Raw genomic sequence first — 16,744 nt, forward strand, 5'->3', positions numbered from 1 at the left:
GCTGTGGACTTGCGGATGGCCACGGCCCGTGTTTTTTTTGACCCACATCAAGCCCAGCATAAGAAAACCGCCCGCCAGCAAGGCAATGCTGGACTTGCCCGTGTTGCCGTTCTAGCCTTGTTGCCATCCTGACTAGCGAATGACAACATGGCCTATAAATCCATCCTCGTCCACGCCGACCTGTCGCGCCATGCGCCGCAGCGCATCGCCATCGCGGCACGGCTGGCGCACGCGCACCAGGCGCACCTGATCGGCGCCGCCATGACGGGCCTGTCGCGCTTTTACGTGGAAAACAACCGCGGCATGCGCGGCAACGCCGTGGCGGCGCAGATCAACGCCCTGCATGGGCAGGCGGAACAGGCCCTCGACCAGTTTGAAACGCTGGCGCGCCAGGCCGGCACCGTCTCGCTGGAACGGCGCCTGATCGAAGACGATGAGGATGGCGGCATGGCCGTCAGCGCGCGCTACAGCGACTTGACGGTGCTGAGCCAGCACGACGACAGCGAAGCGCTGCCCGGCGCCATGAGCGACCTGGTGCCCTACGTGATGCTGAACGCGGCCCGTCCCGTGCTGATCGTGCCGCGCAGCGGCAAGTTCACGCAGATCGACAACACCGTCGTGGTGGCTTGGGATGGCAGCATGGAAGCGACGCGCGCCATCGGCCACGCCCTGCCCCTCTTGCGCGCGGCGCGCCTGGTGGTGCTGGCCCTGCTGCACCCGCCGGCCGGCCATGCACAGCCGGCCCGCCATCCGGGCGCCGACATCGCCGCCTACCTGAGCCGCCATGGCGTGCCCGTCGAAGTGCGTCCGGCCATCGCCACGGGCGACATCGGCGCGGCGCTGCTGGCCATGGCCGCCGAAGTGCATGCGGACCTGCTGGTGATGGGCGGCTACGGCCACGCGCGCTTCCGCGAAATTTTACTCGGCGGCGTGACGGAAACGATCTTGCGCCAGATGACCTTGCCGGTGCTGATGGCGCACTGAAACCAAGCGCGCTCCATGTCGTTGCACGATGGGTATACTTGCCTGTTTATCCATATCAAAGCAATGTACATGAACCAACAACTCGTCAATTGGGGCAATAGCCTGGCGCCATTCGGCGGCGAACTGCTGTGGACCGCCCTGCCGTGGATGCTGCTGTGCAGCGCGGCCGGCTTCGTGCTGGCGCTCGGCATCTGCTACCAGCTGGCCAGAAAATGCCTGCTGGTGCGCCGTCCCCGCGCCTGGCATGTGGCCGCCAAGCTCAGCTATGTGCTGATCCTGCTCGCGCTGCCGCTCCTCGGTGCCGGCTTTGGCGCCGTGCACAGCGTGCACCGCGTGGTCAACCAGGCCCTCGAGCGCGACTTGCAGCCCGTGGTCGAAGCACAGATGCCGGCGCTGCGCGTCTACCTGGAACAGCAGGTCAAGCTGATCGCCCCGGGCCAGCCCATCAGCGTGCGCAGCCTGCTGGAACCATTCGTGCAAGGCATGTATTACCAGCCCACATCCAGCAGCTACTGGGAACGCAGCAAGGCGCGCTGGATCAATGAATTCATTCTGCGCCGCGGCAGCGTGCTGCTGACGCAGGTGCTGCAGGAACAGCTGATCGCCAGGGTCGGCCTGCTCGGCGAAGCGCTCAAGGGCGCCAACTTCCGTGGCCAGGCGACGGGCGAACTGGCCGCGCTGGGCACCGATCTGGCCGTGCGCCTGACCACCGACGTGGCGCGCCATGCCGACTTCAGCAAACTCGACAAGTCAGTGCCGATGATTTTCATCGACGCCATCAAACGGCAAGCCGGCGCCTATTTCAATTCGCTCAAGATCACGCTGGGCCTGTTCGCGCTGGCGGCGCTGCTGCTGGTATGGGGCGAGATCATGCTGTACCGCCATTACTACCTGCGCCGCCATCCGCCCGCCGCAGCCCTGCCCGTGCCGCCCATGTAAAAAAAGCCGCGCCTCCTTGCGGATGGCGCGGCTTTCAGGCGGCAGCTAAAAGCTTAGGCTTTGCGTTGCGCTACCGCGTCAACGACGCACAAGGCCGTCATATTGACGATGCGGCGCACGGTGGCCGATGGCGTCAGGATGTGCACGGGCTTGGCGCAACCGAGCAGGATCGGACCCACGGCGATGCCGTTGCCGGCCGCCGTCTTCACCAGGTTGTAGGCGATGTTGGCCGATTCGATGTTCGGCATGACGAGCAGGTTGGCGTCGTTCTTCAGTGCCGAATTGGGCATGATTTTCTGACGCAGCTTGCTGTCCAAGGCCGTATCGCCGTGCATTTCGCCGTCGATTTCCAGGTCCGGCGCGCGCTCCTTGATGATGGCCAGGGCGGCGCGCATCTTTTGCGCCGAAGCGCTGTCGCTGGAACCGAAATTCGAGTGCGACAGCAGGGCCGCGCGCGGCGACAGGCCGAAACGGGTCATCTCTTCGGCGGCCATGATGGTGATCTCGGCCAACTGCTCGGCGTCCGGGTTTTCATTGACGTGCGTGTCGACCATCACCAGTTGGCGTTCCGGCATGATCAGAACGTTCATGGCGGCATACACGTTGCTGCCGGCGCGCTTGCCCAGCACCTGGTCGATGTATTTCAGGTGCAGCTGGGTGGTGCCGAAGGTGCCGCAGATCATGCCGTCGGCGTCGCCCTTGTGGATCATCATCGAACCGATCAGGGTGTGGCGGCGGCGCATTTCCAGCTTCGCGTATTCCTCGGTGACGCCCTTGCGGCTCGTCATCGCGTAATACGTGTTCCAGTAATCGCGATAGCGCTCGTCGAAGTCCGGGTTGATGACGTCGAAGTCGACGCCCTGCTTCAGGCGCAAGCCGAACTTCTGGATGCGCGCTTCGAGCACGGGCGGACGGCCGACCAGGATAGGACGCGCCAGTTTTTCATCGACCACCACTTGCACGGCGCGCAGCACGCGCTCTTCTTCGCCTTCGGCGTAGACGATGCGTTTGAGTTCGGCCGGCGTGGATTTGGCCATCAGGAACAGCGGCTTCATGAAGGTGCCGCTGCGGTAGACGAATTGCTGCAGGCTGTCCGCGTACGCTTGCAAGTCCTTGATCGGACGCGTGGCGACGCCGGAATCCTCGGCCGCCTTGGCCACCGCTGGCGCGATCTTGATCAGCAAACGCGGATCGAACGGCATCGGGATCAGGTATTCAGGACCGAACGACAGGTTGCTGATGCCGTAGGTGGTCGCGACGATGTCCGACTGCTCGGCATGCGCCAGGTCGGCGATCGCGTGCACGACGGCGATTTCCATTTCGCGCGTGATCGTCGTCGCGCCGCAATCGAGGGCGCCGCGGAAGATGTACGGGAAGCACAGCACGTTGTTGACCTGGTTCGGATAGTCCGAACGGCCCGTGGCGATGATGGCGTCGCTGCGCACGGCCTTGACTTCTTCCGGCAGGATTTCCGGGTTCGGGTTGGCCAGCGCCAGGATCAATGGATTCGGCGCCATCTTGCGCACCATGTCCTGTTTCAGCACGCCGCCGGCGGAGACGCCGAGGAAAATGTCGGCATCCGGGATGATCTCGCCCAGGGTGCGCAGCGGCGTATCTTGCGCGAAGCGTTCCTTGTCCGGGTCCATCAGTTCCGTGCGGCCCTTGTAGACGACGCCGGCCAGGTCGGTGACGTAGATATTTTTCAGCGGGAAGCCCAGATCGACGATCAGGTCCAGGCAAGCCAGCGCCGCGGCGCCCGCGCCCGACACGACCAGCTTGCAGTCTTCGATTTTCTTGCCGACGGCTTTCAGGCCGTTCAGGATGGCCGCGCCGACGATGATGGCGGTGCCGTGCTGATCGTCATGGAAGACGGGAATCTTCATGCGGTCGCGCAGCTGGCGCTCGATGTAGAAGCACTCGGGGGCCTTGATGTCTTCCAGGTTCACGCCGCCGAAGGTCGGTTCCAGCGAAGCGATGATGTCGACCAGCTTGTCCGGGTCCATCTCGTTGATTTCGATGTCGAAGACGTCGATGCCGGCGAATTTCTTGAACAGCACGCCCTTGCCTTCCATCACCGGCTTGGCGGCCAGCGGGCCGATATTGCCCAGTCCCAGCACGGCCGTGCCGTTGGTGATGACGGCCACCAAGTTGCCGCGCGCCGTATATTTATAGGCATTCGCCGGATCGATGACGATTTCTTCGCACGGTGCCGCCACGCCTGGCGAGTAGGCCAGTGCCAGGTCGCGCTGATTGGTCAGTTGTTTGGTCGGCGTCACGCTGATTTTGCCGGGGCGCGGGCACTCGTGATACTCGAGTGCGGCCAAGCGCAATTGTTGACGCAATTCTTCTTTTTTATCAGATGACGAATCCATGCTGTGCTGCCTTCCTGTTTGGTCGATCGGGTGTTCCGGATTTTATCAGACCGATTCTTTCAATTAGCTAGGTATTTTCCGCTAGCCACAGTCTGATATCACGAAAACGCATAACCTAGCATTGTAAGGCCGTCCGGCGGCACAAACGTCCTGAACAGGAAAAACTATCAAATTTTATATTTCAATTAGTTTTTGCGATGGAACATCGGAGGCGCGCCACAGCGGCAGCGCGGCGACGGCGCGCTCGATATCGTCCATGTCATCCGCGCCCAGGCTGCTGTCGAACGGCGCGGACAAAATGCTGCGCATCAGCGCCAGGCGCGTCGTCGCCTGCTGCGCGTCGATGAAACGCGTCGTCTCCGCGCAATACTGCGCGCGGCGCAGGGCATCGGCGCCATCATCGTCGCCGTCGGGATAATAATGGCGGCCGATGTGATGCAGCGACTGCAGCAGGAATTCGATCTCGCGCAGGATGCGCAGCGCATCCTCGCCGGACAGCACGATGCGGCGGTTGGCGGGCAGCAGGGAGGGCGGCGTGGTTGGACTATTCAAAGTTTTCTTCGATCAGGAAGGCATAGTCGTCATCGATCAGCATTTGCAGATAAGCGTCGAAGCTGTCCGCGATGACCTTGTAGTTGTCGGGGTCGTGCAGGAAGCGCACGATCTGTCCAACCTTGCCGGACGCCGTGGGCGTGAAGTCGACATACAGCCGCGAAGAGCCGCCATTGTTCATGCAATGCGAAAAACACAGACGCTGGCCCTGCTTGATGCCGGCGTCGATGCGGACGTCGACGATGCCGGGATCCTGTTCCAGGTAATGGCCATAGATATCGGCGATGCTGCGCTGGTTCGCTTGCCCGTCCTGCAGGATCTGTTCGACGGAACTCAGGTAATACGGATACTCGAACACGTCCGAGCCCAGCATGTACACCAGCACCGTGCCGCCGGCATACTCCTGATAATAGGTGCCGTTGTACGTGCCCAGCAAACGCAGCAGGCTGTCCGGGCACAGCGGATACGTCTGGCGCAAGCTGGCCAGTTGTGTCGCGCTGGCGCCGCTGGCCATCGCCAGGTCCACGAACGGTTCCGGTGGCAAGGCATTGAGCACGCCTTCGAGGTAGCGGTCGACGATATCCATACGTGGCTGGTTCCTGATTTGACGGGTTGGCGCAATATAGCAGCTCAGGATACGCGGCTGGCGCACGGCTGGACCAGTGTCCCGCCCGGCGCGAAACGCACCGCGATCAGCAGCAGGAGCACGACGCCGCCGGCCATCACCATCCACGCCTGGACCAGGCTGGACGAGTGCTGGCGGATCAGGCCGGCGATGAACGGCATGCTGCTGGCGATGATGTAGCCGCCGCCCTGCACAAAGCCCAGCAACGCGCCGGCGCCGGCCGGGTCACGCACGTGGTCCATGCTGACGATCAGCGACAGGGGAAACAGGGAGCCGATGCCGCAGCCCAGTAATATCACGGCGGGCAGCGCCAGTTGCGCGGGCGCCACGATCAGGCAAGCCAGGCCGGCCAGCACGGACAACAATACGGCCAGCAACAGGATGCGGCGGTCCGGGAAGCGGTGGATGATGCTGGAAATCACCAGCCCCGCCAGCACTTCCACCAGGGTCAGGCCGCCGAGCAGCAAGCCGCTGTCGGCCGCGCTCCAGCCCAGTTCCGTATAGAACGGTGGCAGCCAGGCCAGCACCAGGGTGTACGCACCCGTGCCGATGCCAAAGAACACCATCAGCAGCCAGGCACGGCCACTGCCCACGGGCAGGCTGGCGCCCGCGCCGCCGGACACCTCCACGCGCGCGGCCGATGCGCGGCGCCACAGCAGCGCGGCGGCCACGGCAGGCAGCGCCCACAGGGCCAGCAGCGCATTCCAGCCCCAGCTTTGCGCCAACGGTGAAGCGGACGCGGCGGCAATGGCCGCCCCGCCCATGATGCCCGTCGTATAAAAGCCCATCAGCTGGCCTGCCCGCTCGGGGAAATGGCGCTTGATGAAGGCCGGCAGCAGCGCCTGCACCAGCGCGATGCCCAGGCCGCCCAGGGCCGCCGTGGCGATCAGGCCGCCGCTGCCATGCAAGGGCCAGCGCAGCGCGCAGGCGGCAGCGATGATGGCGATGCCGAGACTGATGCCGCGCGCCACGCCCAGCCGGCGCTGCAGCTGCGCGCCCGCCAGCGCGCACACGCCCATGGCGAACACGGGCACGGTGGTCAGCAAGCCCGCGTCGGCATTGCTGATGCCCGTGCTGGCCTGGATACTGTCAAGCAAGGGGCCGATGGCCGCCAGGATGGGCCGCAGATTCAGGCCCAGCAGGATGATGGCGGCCACCAGCAGGGCCGAAGACATTGAAGAAGAAAGGGGAGCGGCAGGTCGTGCGGAGGGCATGGGATAGTCCTTGCCTCGCTGGGAGGCACATGGTTTAATGCGTCATCAGAATATGACTCGATGAAAAGTATCTTAACATAAAGATAGAAATCTATCTTGAGGTCGAGATAGATGGTCCCAAGATACAAGGATACCCATGACAGATGCCCCGCAAGAACACACGCGCGCACAATTTGCCGCAGCACAATGGCAGCGCGAACTGCCGCAGATGGATACGCGCGCCATGCAACTGGTGGGCCAGCTGGGCACGGTGGCGCAGCTGATGGCGCGCGACTGGCTCAATCCGCTGTTCGCCGAACACGGCTTGCAACCGGGCGAATTCGACGTGCTGGCGACCTTGCGCCGCTCGGGCGCGCCCTACAGCCTGATGCCGACGGCCCTGTACGAAGCGGCCATGCTGTCCTCGGGCGGCATGACCAACCGCATCGACCGGCTGGAAGCGGCCGGCCTGATCGAACGCCAGAAGCATCCGACGGACCGGCGCGGCGTGCTGGTGGCCCTGACACAAAGGGGATTGGAACTGATTGAAAAGCTGGTGCTGCTGCACGTGGAGAACGAGCGCGCGATGCTCTCGGCTTTGAATTCGGACGAGCAGCACCAGCTCGACCAGTTGCTGGCCAAGCTGCTGCACGGCATGGCGCAGGCGAAGAAAGTTTAAGTTTAGGAAAGCAGACGCGCCAGTTCGCGCAGCGCCGCATGGCCGCGCTGGGCTTTGCGCTGCAATTCTTCCGGCGCACAGTGTCCATACAGGGCCTGGACGTGGCCCTCGCTGGCGGCGCGCAGGTCGAGTTCGCCCGCACCGGGATCGGGCAACTGCCCCTCGACAAGGGTCAGGAAATAATGGCGGGGCGCGCCATGCAGGTTGGTCGCGAACTGCAGCACCAGGCCGCTGTCGAACAGCAGCGCACCGCTGCACGCCCCTGCCTCCAGCAGCAGGCGATACGGCGGCAAGGGCCGCCGCACCGCGCGCAGCACGCTGGCCAGGCGTACTTGATAACCGAGTTCCAATCCATTCGCATGCAAGCGGCCGCCTTGCAGATACACCTTGAACGATGTTTGCACGGCCCGGCTGGCGCGGCGGAACCAGCGCTCATCCTCATACAGGCACAGCTGGCCGCCGTCGCACAGCTCGTAAAATCCGCGCGCCAGCAGTTCCGGCGCCGTGAACGTGGCCAGGCCGACGGCCTGCGGCTCGCGCAGCCAGCCATCGTCAAGATAGGATTGCATCAGGGCGTGGATATCGTGGAAGGGCATAGGGGCATGCTCGGCGGTGGCAAAGGCCTGTATTGTATGCCAGCCTATAATAGCCGGGCCTCACCACCATTCAACGAACAGACCACGCCATGGCCCCACACGACGCGCTTTCCGAATTCGACCTGATCAAACAATATTTCGTGCGCCAGCGCCCCGGCCGCGCCACCCTGGGCATCGGCGACGATTGCGCGCTGATTACGCCCGGCGCCGGCAAGCAGATCGCCATCTCGTCGGACATGCTGGTCGAGGACCGGCACTTCTTTGCCGGCGCCGACGCACGCATGCTCGGTCACAAAAGCCTGGCCGTGAACCTGTCCGACCTGGCCGCCATGGGCGCGCGCCCCGTGGCATTCACTTTGGCCCTGGCCCTGCCGCAAGCCGAGCGCGCCTGGCTGGCCGGCTTTGCCGAAGGCTTGTTTGCGCTGGCAGACGCATTCGGCTGCGAATTGATCGGCGGCGACACCACCAAGGGCCCTTTGAATATCTGCATCACCGTGTTTGGCGAACTGGCGCCGGGCCAGGCCCTGCGTCGCGGCGCGGCCGTGGCGGGCGACGATATCTGGGTCAGCGGCACCCTGGGCGATGCGCGCCTGGCGCTGGCCGGCTACCGCATGGAGCAGGAACTGGCGCCATCCGACCTGCTGACAGCAAGCGCGCGCATGCACACGCCGACGCCGCGCGTGGCGCTCGGTTGCGCGCTGGCCGAAGCGGGCCTCGCGCATGCGGCCATCGACATCTCGGACGGCCTGGTGGGCGACCTCGGCCACATCTTGAAAGCGTCGCAGGTGGGCGCCACCCTCGACGTCGACGCCCTGCCGGCCGGCCCCGTGCTGGCGCAACAGGCAACCATCGTGCGCCGCCGCTACACGGCCGCCGGCGGCGACGACTATGAACTGTGCTTCACGGCGCCGGCTTCCTCGCGCGACGCCATCGCCGCCCTGGCGGCAAGCTGCGGCACGCCCGTCACGCGCGTGGGCAGCATAGAGGCGCAGGCGGGCTTGCGGCTGGTGGATGCGGCTGGGCAGCCGCTCGATTTGGCGCTGAATTCTTTCGACCACTTCAGCGAATAAAAATAAGGAATCCGCCGAATCAGCGCACCGCCATCCGCGCCAGCCCCGGCTGGTTCACCATCCAGTAGTGCTGGAAGGCCAGGCGGATGTTGTCGCGCAGCTGGGTGTCGTCCCACGGTTTCGTATAGAAACGGTAGATGGCGCCCCGGTTGATCGAGTCGAGCACGGCTTCGAGGCCCGTGTAGCCGGACAGGATGATGCGGATGGTTTCCGGGTACAGCTCTTTTACTTTACTGAGGAATTCCGTGCCGCTCATGCTGGGCATGCGCTGGTCGCAGACGATCACGTGCACCCTGTGCAGGGCCAGCATTTCAAACCCTTCGGCCGGCGTGCTGGCCGTGAGAATCTGGTAGCCTTCGGGACGGAACAAACGGTGCAGGGACGACAGCACGTTGACGTCGTCGTCGACGATGAGCAGGGTTTGCGCAGGCTGCGCGGCCGGGTCGTGGCCGGGCGGCAGGCCGGCGCCGGCAACGATCATCTGCCCCAGTTCCAGCGCCGGCAGGGCGCGGCTGAAATAAAAACCCTGGATTTCATCGCAGCGGTTGCGCCGCAGGTATTCCAGCTGCGGGCGCGATTCCACGCCCTCGGCCACCACGCTCAGTTTCAGGCTGTGCGCCATGCTGACGATGGCCAGCGCGATGGCCGCGTCGTTCGGATTGCTGGTGATGTTGCGCACGAAGGCGATGTCGATTTTCAGCTTGTCGATGGGGAAGCGCTGCAGATACGCGAGGCTCGAGTAACCGGTGCCGAAATCGTCGATGGCCACCTTCACGCCGATTTTCTTCAGCTTGCCCAGCACGACGATGGTGCGCTCGGCGTTCGACATCAGCGCCGTTTCCGTCAGTTCCAGTTCCAGCAATTCCGGCGCCACGCCATGCTGCGCCAGCGCGCGCGTCACTTCGCCTTCCAGGTCGCCTTCGGCAAACTGGCGGCTCGACACATTCACGGCCACGTGCACGGGCCCCACTTCGCTGTCGCGCCACTCGGCGATCTGGCGGCAGGCCGCCTGGATCACCCAGGCGCCGACGCGCACGATCAGGCCCGTGTCTTCCAGCACCGGCACGAATTCGGCCGGCGCCACCAGGCCGTAGCCGGGACGGCGCCAGCGCAGCAGCGCTTCCACGCCGCTGATGCGGCCCGTGCGCAAATCCACCTTGGGCTGGTAGTACAGGATGAACTGCTCGTGTTCAAGCGCATGGCGCAGCGCCAGTTCCAGGTCCAGGCGCGCCAGCACCTGCACGTTCATGCCGGCCGTGAAAAAGCGGTAGCCGTCGCGGCCCGCCTGCTTGGCGCCGCCCATGGCCGTATTCGCGTATTTGATGAGGGTTTCCGGGTCGGTGGCGTCGTCCGGGTACATGGCGATGCCGATGCTGGCCGTCAGGGTGGCCGCGTGGCCGCGCAAGTCGAACGGCGCGCGCAAGGCTTCGCGCACCTGGTTCGCCACGGCCACGGCTTCCTGCTGGTTGCGGCTCATGGTGAGTATCAGCGCGAATTCGTCGTTGCCCAGGCGCCCCACGGTGTCGCGCAGGCGCACGCATTCGACCAGGCGGTTGCTGAACTGGCGCAGCAGTTCGTCGCCCAGCGCCGCGCCCAGGGTGTCGTTGATGCTTTTGAAGCGGTCGAGCGCGATGAACAGCACCACGATGCGCCAGCTTTTTTCCTGCGCCAGTTCGACGGCCTGGGCCAGGGTCTGGTAAAACAGGCTGCGGTTCGGCAGCCCCGTCAAGCCATCGTAATGGGCCAGGTGCTTCAGACGCTCCTGCGCCTGGCGCCGTTCGCTGATGTCGCGCGCCACGGCGATCAGCAGCAGGCCGCCCGCACCCTGCCCGCCCGCCACGGGCGCCTGCGCATACCAGTGCCAGCCCAGCTCCACCGGCACCAGGCTCAGGTCGCGCCGCACCAGTTCGCATTCCGTCACTTCCGTGGCCAGGTGGGCCGGGCCGCCCGGCAGCGCGGCCAGCGGCGGGGCCGGCGGCGACGGCAGCAAGGTGCCGGGCGCCAGCGCCAGCAGTTCGCTGCGCGCATAGCCGAGCAGGCGGCATGCGCCATCGTTGACGTCGACCAGGGTCATGCCCAGCACGTCGACGAGGAAGATGGCGTCGGTGGTGGCGTCCATGGCGCCGCGAAAGCGCTGCAGTTCCGCCGTGCGCTGGCCCACCGTGCGTTCGAGCAGGGTATTGTAGTGGCGCGCGGCGCGGTGCAGCAGCCGCACTTCGAGCATGTTGCGGATGCGCGTGAGCACTTCGAGCGCGTCAAACGGCTTGCTGATGAAATCGCGCGCCCCCGCTTCCAGCGCCGCCAGCTTGGCGTCCGGGTCGGCGGCGATCACCAGCACGGGCAAATAGCCTTCCAGTTCCAGCGGGCGCAAGGCATCCATCACGTCGTAGCCGCTCATGCCGGGCATCACCAGGTCGAGGATGATCAGGTCGAACTGGTGGCGCTGGTGCAGGCCGGCCACGGCGCGCGCGTCGAGGGTGCTGGTGATGGCCGTGTAGCCGCCGCTTTGCAGCAGATGCTCAAGCAGGCGCAGATTGACTTCCTGGTCGTCGACGATGAGAATTTTCGCCGCATAGATATCGGCCTGGCTGATCATGGCGCGCCCGTTCCCTTCTGCCGGCGCTGCTGCGCCACGTAGGCCAGGGTGCTGTTGATCGCCTCGGTAAATTCATCGAGGTTGATCGGCTTGGTCAGATAGCGGTAAAAGCCCAGCGCCATGCTGCGCTCCACGTCGCCCGGCATGGCGTTGGCCGTCAGGGCGATGACCGGGATGTGCGCCGTGCGCGGATCGGCGCGCAGCAGTTTCAGCGCATCCGTGCCATTCACGTTCGGCAGGTTGATGTCCATCAGGATCAGCTGCGGCAAATGCGTGCGCGCCATATCCACGCCCAGGCGGCCATCCGTTGCCGTCAGCAGCTGCAATTGCGGGCAGTAGCGCACGATTTCCTCGACCAGGGTCAGGTTGGCGGGGTTGTCTTCCACGTACAGCAAGGTCACGGGGGCGCTGTGTTCGAGCAGCGCCCCGGCCAGGTCCGGCCGCGGCAAGGCCGGGGGCGCGGGCGCGGGCAAGGCATCGACCACGCGCAGTTCGATCCAGAACGTGCTGCCCTCGCCGGGCGCGCTGGTCACGCCGATGCTGCCATCCATCAGCTCCACCAGGCGCTTGGTGACCACCAGGCCGATGCCGCTGCCTTCTTCCGTGCCGCCTTCCTGCCCCAGCCGGTTGAAGGGCTGGAACAGCAGCGCCACCTGTTCGCCATCGAGGCCCACGCCCGTGTCGCGCACGCTGATGCGCACCCGGCCGCCCGCCTGCGGCGCGCAATCGATGGCCACCTGCCCCTGCTCGCGGTTGTACTTGAGCGCATTCGACAGCAGGTTCAACAGAATCTGCTTGAGGCGCGTGCGGTCGGCCAGCACGTTCAGGGGGCAGGTGTCGGGAAAGGCCATGCCGATGCCGCGCTGGCTGGCCAGCGGCGCGATCATGTCGCGGCATTCCTGCAAGATGGCGTCCAGGCCCACGGGTTCGAGCGACAGGCTGACCGTGCCCGATTCCACCTTGGCCAGGTCGAGGATTTCATTGATCAAGGTCAGCAGGTGGCGCCCCGATTTCAGGATATGCCCGGCAAATTCCTTCTTTTGCTCCAGGGTCGACGGCAGGCGGTCGGAACTGAGGATTTGCGCAAAGCCCAGGATGGCGTTGAGCGGCGTGCGCAATTCATGGCTCATCGATGACAGGAACGCCGACTTGGCATAGTTGGCGCTGCGCGCCTCTTCCATCGCCATGGCCAGTTCGCCATTCGTCATTTCCAGCTGCATCGTGCGCTCGTGCACGCGCACTTCCAGTTCCTGGTTCAGGCGCATGACTTCCTGCTGCGCCTCGGTGCGCTGTTCGCCTTCGCTGGCCAGCTCGCCGTTCGAGCGCTCCAGCGCCTGCGTGCGCAATTCGATCTCGGCCAGCATCTTGTTGAAGGAATCGACCAGCTGCGCCACTTCGTCGACGCTGAGCTTGCGCGCGCGGCGCGAATAGTCGCCCGTCTCGATCACTTCGCGCGCCACGTCGGCGATATCGAGGATGGGTTGCGTGATGACGAAATCGAGGCGGCGCAGCAGCAGCAAGGCCACCAGCAGCGCCAGCACCGTCACGCTCAGGGCGATGGCCAGATAATCGGCCGTGCGGCCGGCCAGCTCGTAATCGGCGCGCAAATACACGGTGCCCAGCAGTTCCCCATTGTCGACGATAGGCTTGAACAATTCCACCGAACTGCCCTGGATGCTTTCGCCTTCCTTGCCCGCCTTCGCCGGCAGTTCGCCCACATGCTGGTTCGCGCGGTAGCTGGCAAACAGGCTGCCGTCCGCCTTGTACAGGGCGCCGGCTGTCACGCGCGGGCGGATGCGCATCAGGTTGAGGTTTTCCAGCGCCAGGCGTTCGTCGTCAAAGGCCAGCGCGGCCGAACTCATGTGCCCCAGCAGCTCGGCCTGGGTACTGATGTCGGCCACCAGGTTGCGGTGGTAGGCGCGCAAGTCGTAGACGACGATGGTGCCCAGCGAAATGACGAGCGCCACCAGGGTGGTCAGCAAGACCACCGACATCAGCTTGTGGCGGATGGAACGCAGTCGTATCATCTAGGCGCCTCCCGTCTGCACGCGGTAGGCGGCCAGCAGCATGCGCGCGCTGATGCGGATATGCGCCTGCGCCACGGGTTTCAGGGCCACGTCGAAGCGCACCTTGTCTTCGGCCATCACAAAATTGATCATGCTGCCCATCGCGTAGACCTCATCCGAATCGGATACCGTCAGCAACGCCAGGCCACGGCTGGCGGCCAGCATCTCCTGCAGCGCCGTTTTATCCAGCGCCCCCAGGTACAGCACGTGCAGCCCGGCCAGCGCTTCGCCACGCCGCACTTTTTTCACCTGCACGGCGCGGCCGTTGACACTATGCCCGGCCACGCTCTGTTCGAGCTGCTCGGCCAGCGCATCGGCGCCCGCCACGCCGATCACCAGCGGAGAGTCGGGCCGGGCAAAGCTGCCGTCGGGCCATTCGACATAGCCGGCAAACTTGTACAGATACCCGGCCTTGACCTGGCGTTCCAGCTCCCCCGGCACCTGCGCCCGCGCCTCGATACACAGCACGCCCAGGAGCAGCAATAGCCACTCCCAGCGGAGAGGGCGGCGGCCAGCACCGCGCGCGGAGCAGCGCAGGGGGCCAGGATGACGCCACCAGGTCCAGTTCAGAATTACCATGACAACCGAGTAAAGATAATGCTATACGAAGGCGCGGCACCATGCCGCTTGCCTGTTCGAGCGATGCGCACCAGGGTGGCGCAGCGACAGAGCGCCTGCCAGCCCGAAGTGGTAGCAAATGTATAAAAGAGTGTACGCATTTTCGCTGGTACCGGGGAAAGTTTCTTTTACCGTTGGCCATGCTACAGTCTTGCCACCATTTTCACCGCATGCAGGAGTCATCCATGAGCAACGAACTCGTCCCCCTCTCCACCGCGGTCGGCCTGGCCTTGCAGGCGAAGGGCCTGCTGCTGGCCACGGCCGAATCGTGCACGGGCGGCGGCGTGGCGCAGGCCGTCACCGATATTTCAGGCTCAAGCGCCTGGTTCGAGCGGGGCTTCGTCACCTATTCCAACGGGGCCAAGACCGGCATGCTGGGCGTGCCCGCCGAGCTGATCGCCGCGCACGGCGCCGTCAGCGAGGAAGTGGCCGCCGCCATGGCGCGGGGCACCCTGGCCCACAGCGAGGCCCAGGTGGCCGTCTCGACCACGGGCATCGCCGGCCCCACGGGCGGCGTGCCGGACAAGCCCGTCGGCACCGTCTGCTTCGGCTGGGCCATGGACGGGCGCGTGCAAACACAGCGGCTGGTATTCGCGGGCGACCGCCAGGCCGTGCGCGAGCAGGCCGTGGCGCACGCCTTGCGCGAACTGTTGCGCTTTATCCAGTAGCGGCGGCGATGCAGGCGCGGTCGCGGCCCGCCTGCTTGGCCGCGTACAGGGCGCTGTCGGCGCGCATCAGCAATTCGTGACGGCCGGCGCCGTGGCGCGGATATTCGGCGATGCCGGCCGAAAAGGTGCAGCCGGACAGGCTGTGCGGCGCCTGCCGGATCAGCAACTGGCGGTAGCGCGCGGCGATATCGTCGATCTTGTGCGCCGCGATGAGGCTGTCTGCTTCGCGCAACAGCAGGCAGAATTCCTCGCCGCCATAACGGCACACCATGTCGCTGCCGCGCAGCTGGCTTTCCACCAGGCGCGCAAACTGGATCAGCACTTCATCGCCAAAGTTGTGCCCGTAGGTATCGTTGACGCGCTTGAAAAAATCCAGGTCGATGATGGCGATGGCCACGGGCGCATCCGCATCGGCCTCGTGCAGGATGGCGTTGAGGCAGGTTTCAAAATGGCGGCGGTTGTACAGGCCCGTCAGGTGGTCGCGCATGGCCTGTTCCTTCAGGCTGTCCTGCAGGGAATTGACATGCAGGATCTGGTGCGCCAGTTCCCGGTTCAGGTGCTCGAGCTTGACGTTTTCCGATTCGCGCGCCGCCTGCAGCTCCAGCGCCTTGTCGCGCTCGGCTTTCAGGCTGTGCATTTCCTTTTCCAGGTTGCGCATCAGGCTGCGCGAGGCGCGCGCCGACTTGCTGCTGGCCTCGTAGGCGGCCTGGTATTGCTGCAGGAAACCATACGCCGCCTGCCATTCGCCCAGCTGGGCATTGATGTCGGACAAGCCGCGCAGGATCTGCTGCTGGTGAAACGGATTGCGCGTCCAGCTCAGCAGGCTGTGCGCCTGCGTCAGGGACGCCAGCGCCTGCGCCGTCTGGCCCGCGTGCAGGTCCAGCTTGCCGCGCACCAGCCACGCATGCATCTGCTCTTCCAGGTCCTGGCCCCGGCGCGCATATTCTTCGGCCCGCAGCAGCAATTGCAGGGCGCTGTCGGGCTGGCGCAGCAGGATCGCGGCGTGGGCGGCGATACAGAACAAAAAGGCGCGCACGGCCAGGTCTTCTTCCGGCCACTCGTAAAACGGTTCCACCAGCGCCAGCGCCTCGGCCGGCTTGCCCGTGGCCAGCAGGCACATGGCCAGGTTGGCCGAAACGATGGTTTGCTGGTATTTGAGCTTTTGCGTGCCGATGATCTCGAGCGCCTCGACCAGCAGGGGGATGGCGTCTTCATCGTTGCCCAGGTCATGCTGCGACGACGCCAGGTTCGACAGGCTGTTGACCCGGTGCGCGGGGCTGCCGAAACGCTCGGCGATGTCGAGCGCCAGCAGGAAATTGCGCGGGCCGTCCTGCGTATCGCCACGGTTCAGGGCATCGACGCCCAGGCGCGCGTACAGCATGAACTTGTGCAGGGAGTCGGGTATCTGCGCGGCCTGGCTGCGCGCCTGCAGGAAATGCTGCTCGGCATCGGCAAAATCGCCGCGCCGGCTCGCATACGCGCCCTGCAGGGCGGCCACTTCCATGCCCCCTTCCAGGTCGCCGCTTTGCTGGAAATACGCGCCCAGACGCTCGCACGACGGTTCGGCCTCGCCCGCGTAATACGCCAGCCAGCAATGATTGAGTTCCGCATACGCGCCGCCGCGCGCATACTGTTGTCGTTGCGCCGCCGCCAGCGCCATCTGCGCCAGCCGGCGCGCCTGGCGGCGGTTGCCGACCAGGCAAGCCAGGGCTTGCTGATTCAGACGGTCAATGTCGGCTTTATCGAGACTGGAGATCGGCACTGCGTCCTCGTTCACACTCTGGGG

14 protein-coding genes are annotated in these 16,744 nt (G+C 65.1%); 5 read left to right on the forward strand and 9 right to left on the reverse strand.

Features of this window, described 5'->3' with window-relative positions; translation table 11 throughout:
• Positions 1 to 147: 147 nt before the first annotated feature.
• Both U0004_RS26845 and U0004_RS26850 read left to right on the forward strand, forming a co-directional pair.
• Complete coding sequence (locus tag U0004_RS26845) at positions 148 to 984, forward strand: universal stress protein (RefSeq protein WP_070254628.1); 837 nt, start codon at positions 148 to 150, stop codon at positions 982 to 984.
• Positions 985 to 1,053: 69 nt separating this feature from the next.
• Complete coding sequence (locus U0004_RS26850) at positions 1,054 to 1,923, forward strand: hypothetical protein (protein WP_139144108.1); 870 nt, start codon at positions 1,054 to 1,056, stop codon at positions 1,921 to 1,923.
• Positions 1,924 to 1,976: 53 nt separating this feature from the next.
• On the opposite strand, the gene U0004_RS26855 is transcribed toward U0004_RS26850, so the two are convergent.
• The 4 genes from U0004_RS26855 to U0004_RS26870 all read right to left on the reverse strand — a co-directional run bounded on the left by U0004_RS26855 (position 1,977) and on the right by U0004_RS26870 (position 6,686).
• A complete protein-coding gene (locus U0004_RS26855; protein WP_034780543.1) occupies positions 1,977 to 4,295 on the reverse strand; it encodes an NADP-dependent malic enzyme in 2,319 nt (772 codons plus the stop codon).
• A 174-nt stretch (positions 4,296 to 4,469) separates the two neighbouring features.
• Positions 4,470 to 4,847 carry a hypothetical protein gene (locus tag U0004_RS26860; protein WP_217495229.1) on the reverse strand — a complete coding sequence of 126 codons (378 nt, stop codon included), beginning with the start codon at positions 4,845 to 4,847 and terminating at the stop codon, positions 4,470 to 4,472.
• Positions 4,840 to 5,433, reverse strand: coding sequence for an SMI1/KNR4 family protein (locus U0004_RS26865; RefSeq protein WP_070254630.1), 594 nt, complete (start codon positions 5,431 to 5,433; stop codon positions 4,840 to 4,842). Before U0004_RS26865 ends, U0004_RS26860 begins: the two co-directional genes overlap by 8 nt.
• A 44-nt stretch (positions 5,434 to 5,477) precedes the next feature.
• The gene (locus tag U0004_RS26870; protein WP_115057589.1) at positions 5,478 to 6,686 is read right to left on the reverse strand and encodes an MFS transporter; all 1,209 of its coding nucleotides are present in this window, start codon (positions 6,684 to 6,686) and stop codon (positions 5,478 to 5,480) included.
• 136 nt (positions 6,687 to 6,822) lie between these two features.
• Between U0004_RS26870 and U0004_RS26875 the strand changes: the two genes are divergently transcribed.
• A complete protein-coding gene (locus tag U0004_RS26875; RefSeq protein ID WP_070254632.1) occupies positions 6,823 to 7,344 on the forward strand; it encodes a MarR family winged helix-turn-helix transcriptional regulator in 522 nt (173 codons plus the stop codon).
• Between the two features lie 2 nt (positions 7,345 to 7,346).
• Here the strand turns inward: U0004_RS26875 and U0004_RS26880 are convergent, their stop codons facing one another.
• A complete protein-coding gene (locus tag U0004_RS26880) occupies positions 7,347 to 7,940 on the reverse strand; it encodes a hypothetical protein (protein WP_070254633.1) in 594 nt (197 codons plus the stop codon).
• 89 nt (positions 7,941 to 8,029) lie between these two features.
• Here U0004_RS26880 and thiL point away from each other — a divergent pair, with 89 nt between their 5' ends.
• Positions 8,030 to 9,010: a thiamine-phosphate kinase gene (gene thiL / locus U0004_RS26885; RefSeq protein ID WP_070254634.1), complete on the forward strand. Its 981-nt coding sequence runs from the start codon at positions 8,030 to 8,032 to the stop codon at positions 9,008 to 9,010.
• A gap of 19 nt (positions 9,011 to 9,029) precedes the next feature.
• Here the strand turns inward: thiL and U0004_RS26890 are convergent, their stop codons facing one another.
• The 3 genes from U0004_RS26890 to U0004_RS26900 are packed head-to-tail and all read right to left on the reverse strand — an operon-like array spanning position 9,030 to position 14,155.
• Positions 9,030 to 11,606 (reverse strand): EAL domain-containing protein, encoded by a 2,577-nt coding sequence (locus tag U0004_RS26890; RefSeq protein ID WP_034780557.1) that lies wholly within the window; start codon positions 11,604 to 11,606, stop codon positions 9,030 to 9,032.
• Positions 11,603 to 13,633, reverse strand: a complete 2,031-nt coding sequence (locus tag U0004_RS26895; RefSeq protein ID WP_034780560.1) for an ATP-binding protein — start codon at positions 13,631 to 13,633, stop codon at positions 11,603 to 11,605. The genes U0004_RS26890 and U0004_RS26895 overlap by 4 nt, the downstream gene beginning before the upstream one ends.
• Entirely contained in the window at positions 13,634 to 14,155 is a 522-nt protein-coding gene (locus tag U0004_RS26900) for a YfiR family protein (RefSeq protein ID WP_034780562.1), read from the reverse strand.
• A 320-nt stretch (positions 14,156 to 14,475) separates the two neighbouring features.
• On the opposite strand from U0004_RS26900, the gene U0004_RS26905 reads away from it, so the two are divergent.
• Positions 14,476 to 14,958, forward strand: coding sequence for a CinA family protein (locus U0004_RS26905; RefSeq protein ID WP_070254635.1), 483 nt, complete (start codon positions 14,476 to 14,478; stop codon positions 14,956 to 14,958).
• Here U0004_RS26905 and U0004_RS26910 read toward each other — a convergent pair.
• Complete coding sequence (locus tag U0004_RS26910; RefSeq protein WP_034780832.1) at positions 14,948 to 16,720, reverse strand: GGDEF domain-containing protein; 1,773 nt, start codon at positions 16,718 to 16,720, stop codon at positions 14,948 to 14,950. The genes U0004_RS26905 and U0004_RS26910 overlap by 11 nt on opposite strands.
• Between the last annotated feature and the right edge of the window lie 24 nt (positions 16,721 to 16,744).

The organism is Janthinobacterium lividum, from assembly GCF_034424625.1.
GTDB lineage: Bacteria > Pseudomonadota > Gammaproteobacteria > Burkholderiales > Burkholderiaceae_D > Janthinobacterium > Janthinobacterium lividum.

Bases quoted from the DNA above. Each gene is read 5' to 3' on its own strand.
- U0004_RS26845 (WP_070254628.1), top strand. From the start codon at position 148: ATGGCCTATAAATCCATCCTCGTCCACGCCGACCTGTCGCGCCATGCG.
- U0004_RS26850 (WP_139144108.1), top strand. From the start codon at position 1,054: ATGAACCAACAACTCGTCAATTGGGGCAATAGCCTGGCGCCATTCGGC.
- U0004_RS26855 (WP_034780543.1), bottom strand. From the start codon at position 4,295: ATGGATTCGTCATCTGATAAAAAAGAAGAATTGCGTCAACAATTGCGC.
- U0004_RS26865 (WP_070254630.1), bottom strand. From the start codon at position 5,433: ATGGATATCGTCGACCGCTACCTCGAAGGCGTGCTCAATGCCTTGCCA.
- U0004_RS26870 (WP_115057589.1), bottom strand. From the start codon at position 6,686: ATGCCCTCCGCACGACCTGCCGCTCCCCTTTCTTCTTCAATGTCTTCG.
- U0004_RS26875 (WP_070254632.1), top strand. From the start codon at position 6,823: ATGACAGATGCCCCGCAAGAACACACGCGCGCACAATTTGCCGCAGCA.
- U0004_RS26880 (WP_070254633.1), bottom strand. From the start codon at position 7,940: ATGCCCTTCCACGATATCCACGCCCTGATGCAATCCTATCTTGACGAT.
- thiL (WP_070254634.1), top strand. From the start codon at position 8,030: ATGGCCCCACACGACGCGCTTTCCGAATTCGACCTGATCAAACAATAT.
- U0004_RS26890 (WP_034780557.1), bottom strand. From the start codon at position 11,606: ATGATCAGCCAGGCCGATATCTATGCGGCGAAAATTCTCATCGTCGAC.
- U0004_RS26895 (WP_034780560.1), bottom strand. From the start codon at position 13,633: ATGATACGACTGCGTTCCATCCGCCACAAGCTGATGTCGGTGGTCTTG.
- U0004_RS26905 (WP_070254635.1), top strand. From the start codon at position 14,476: ATGAGCAACGAACTCGTCCCCCTCTCCACCGCGGTCGGCCTGGCCTTG.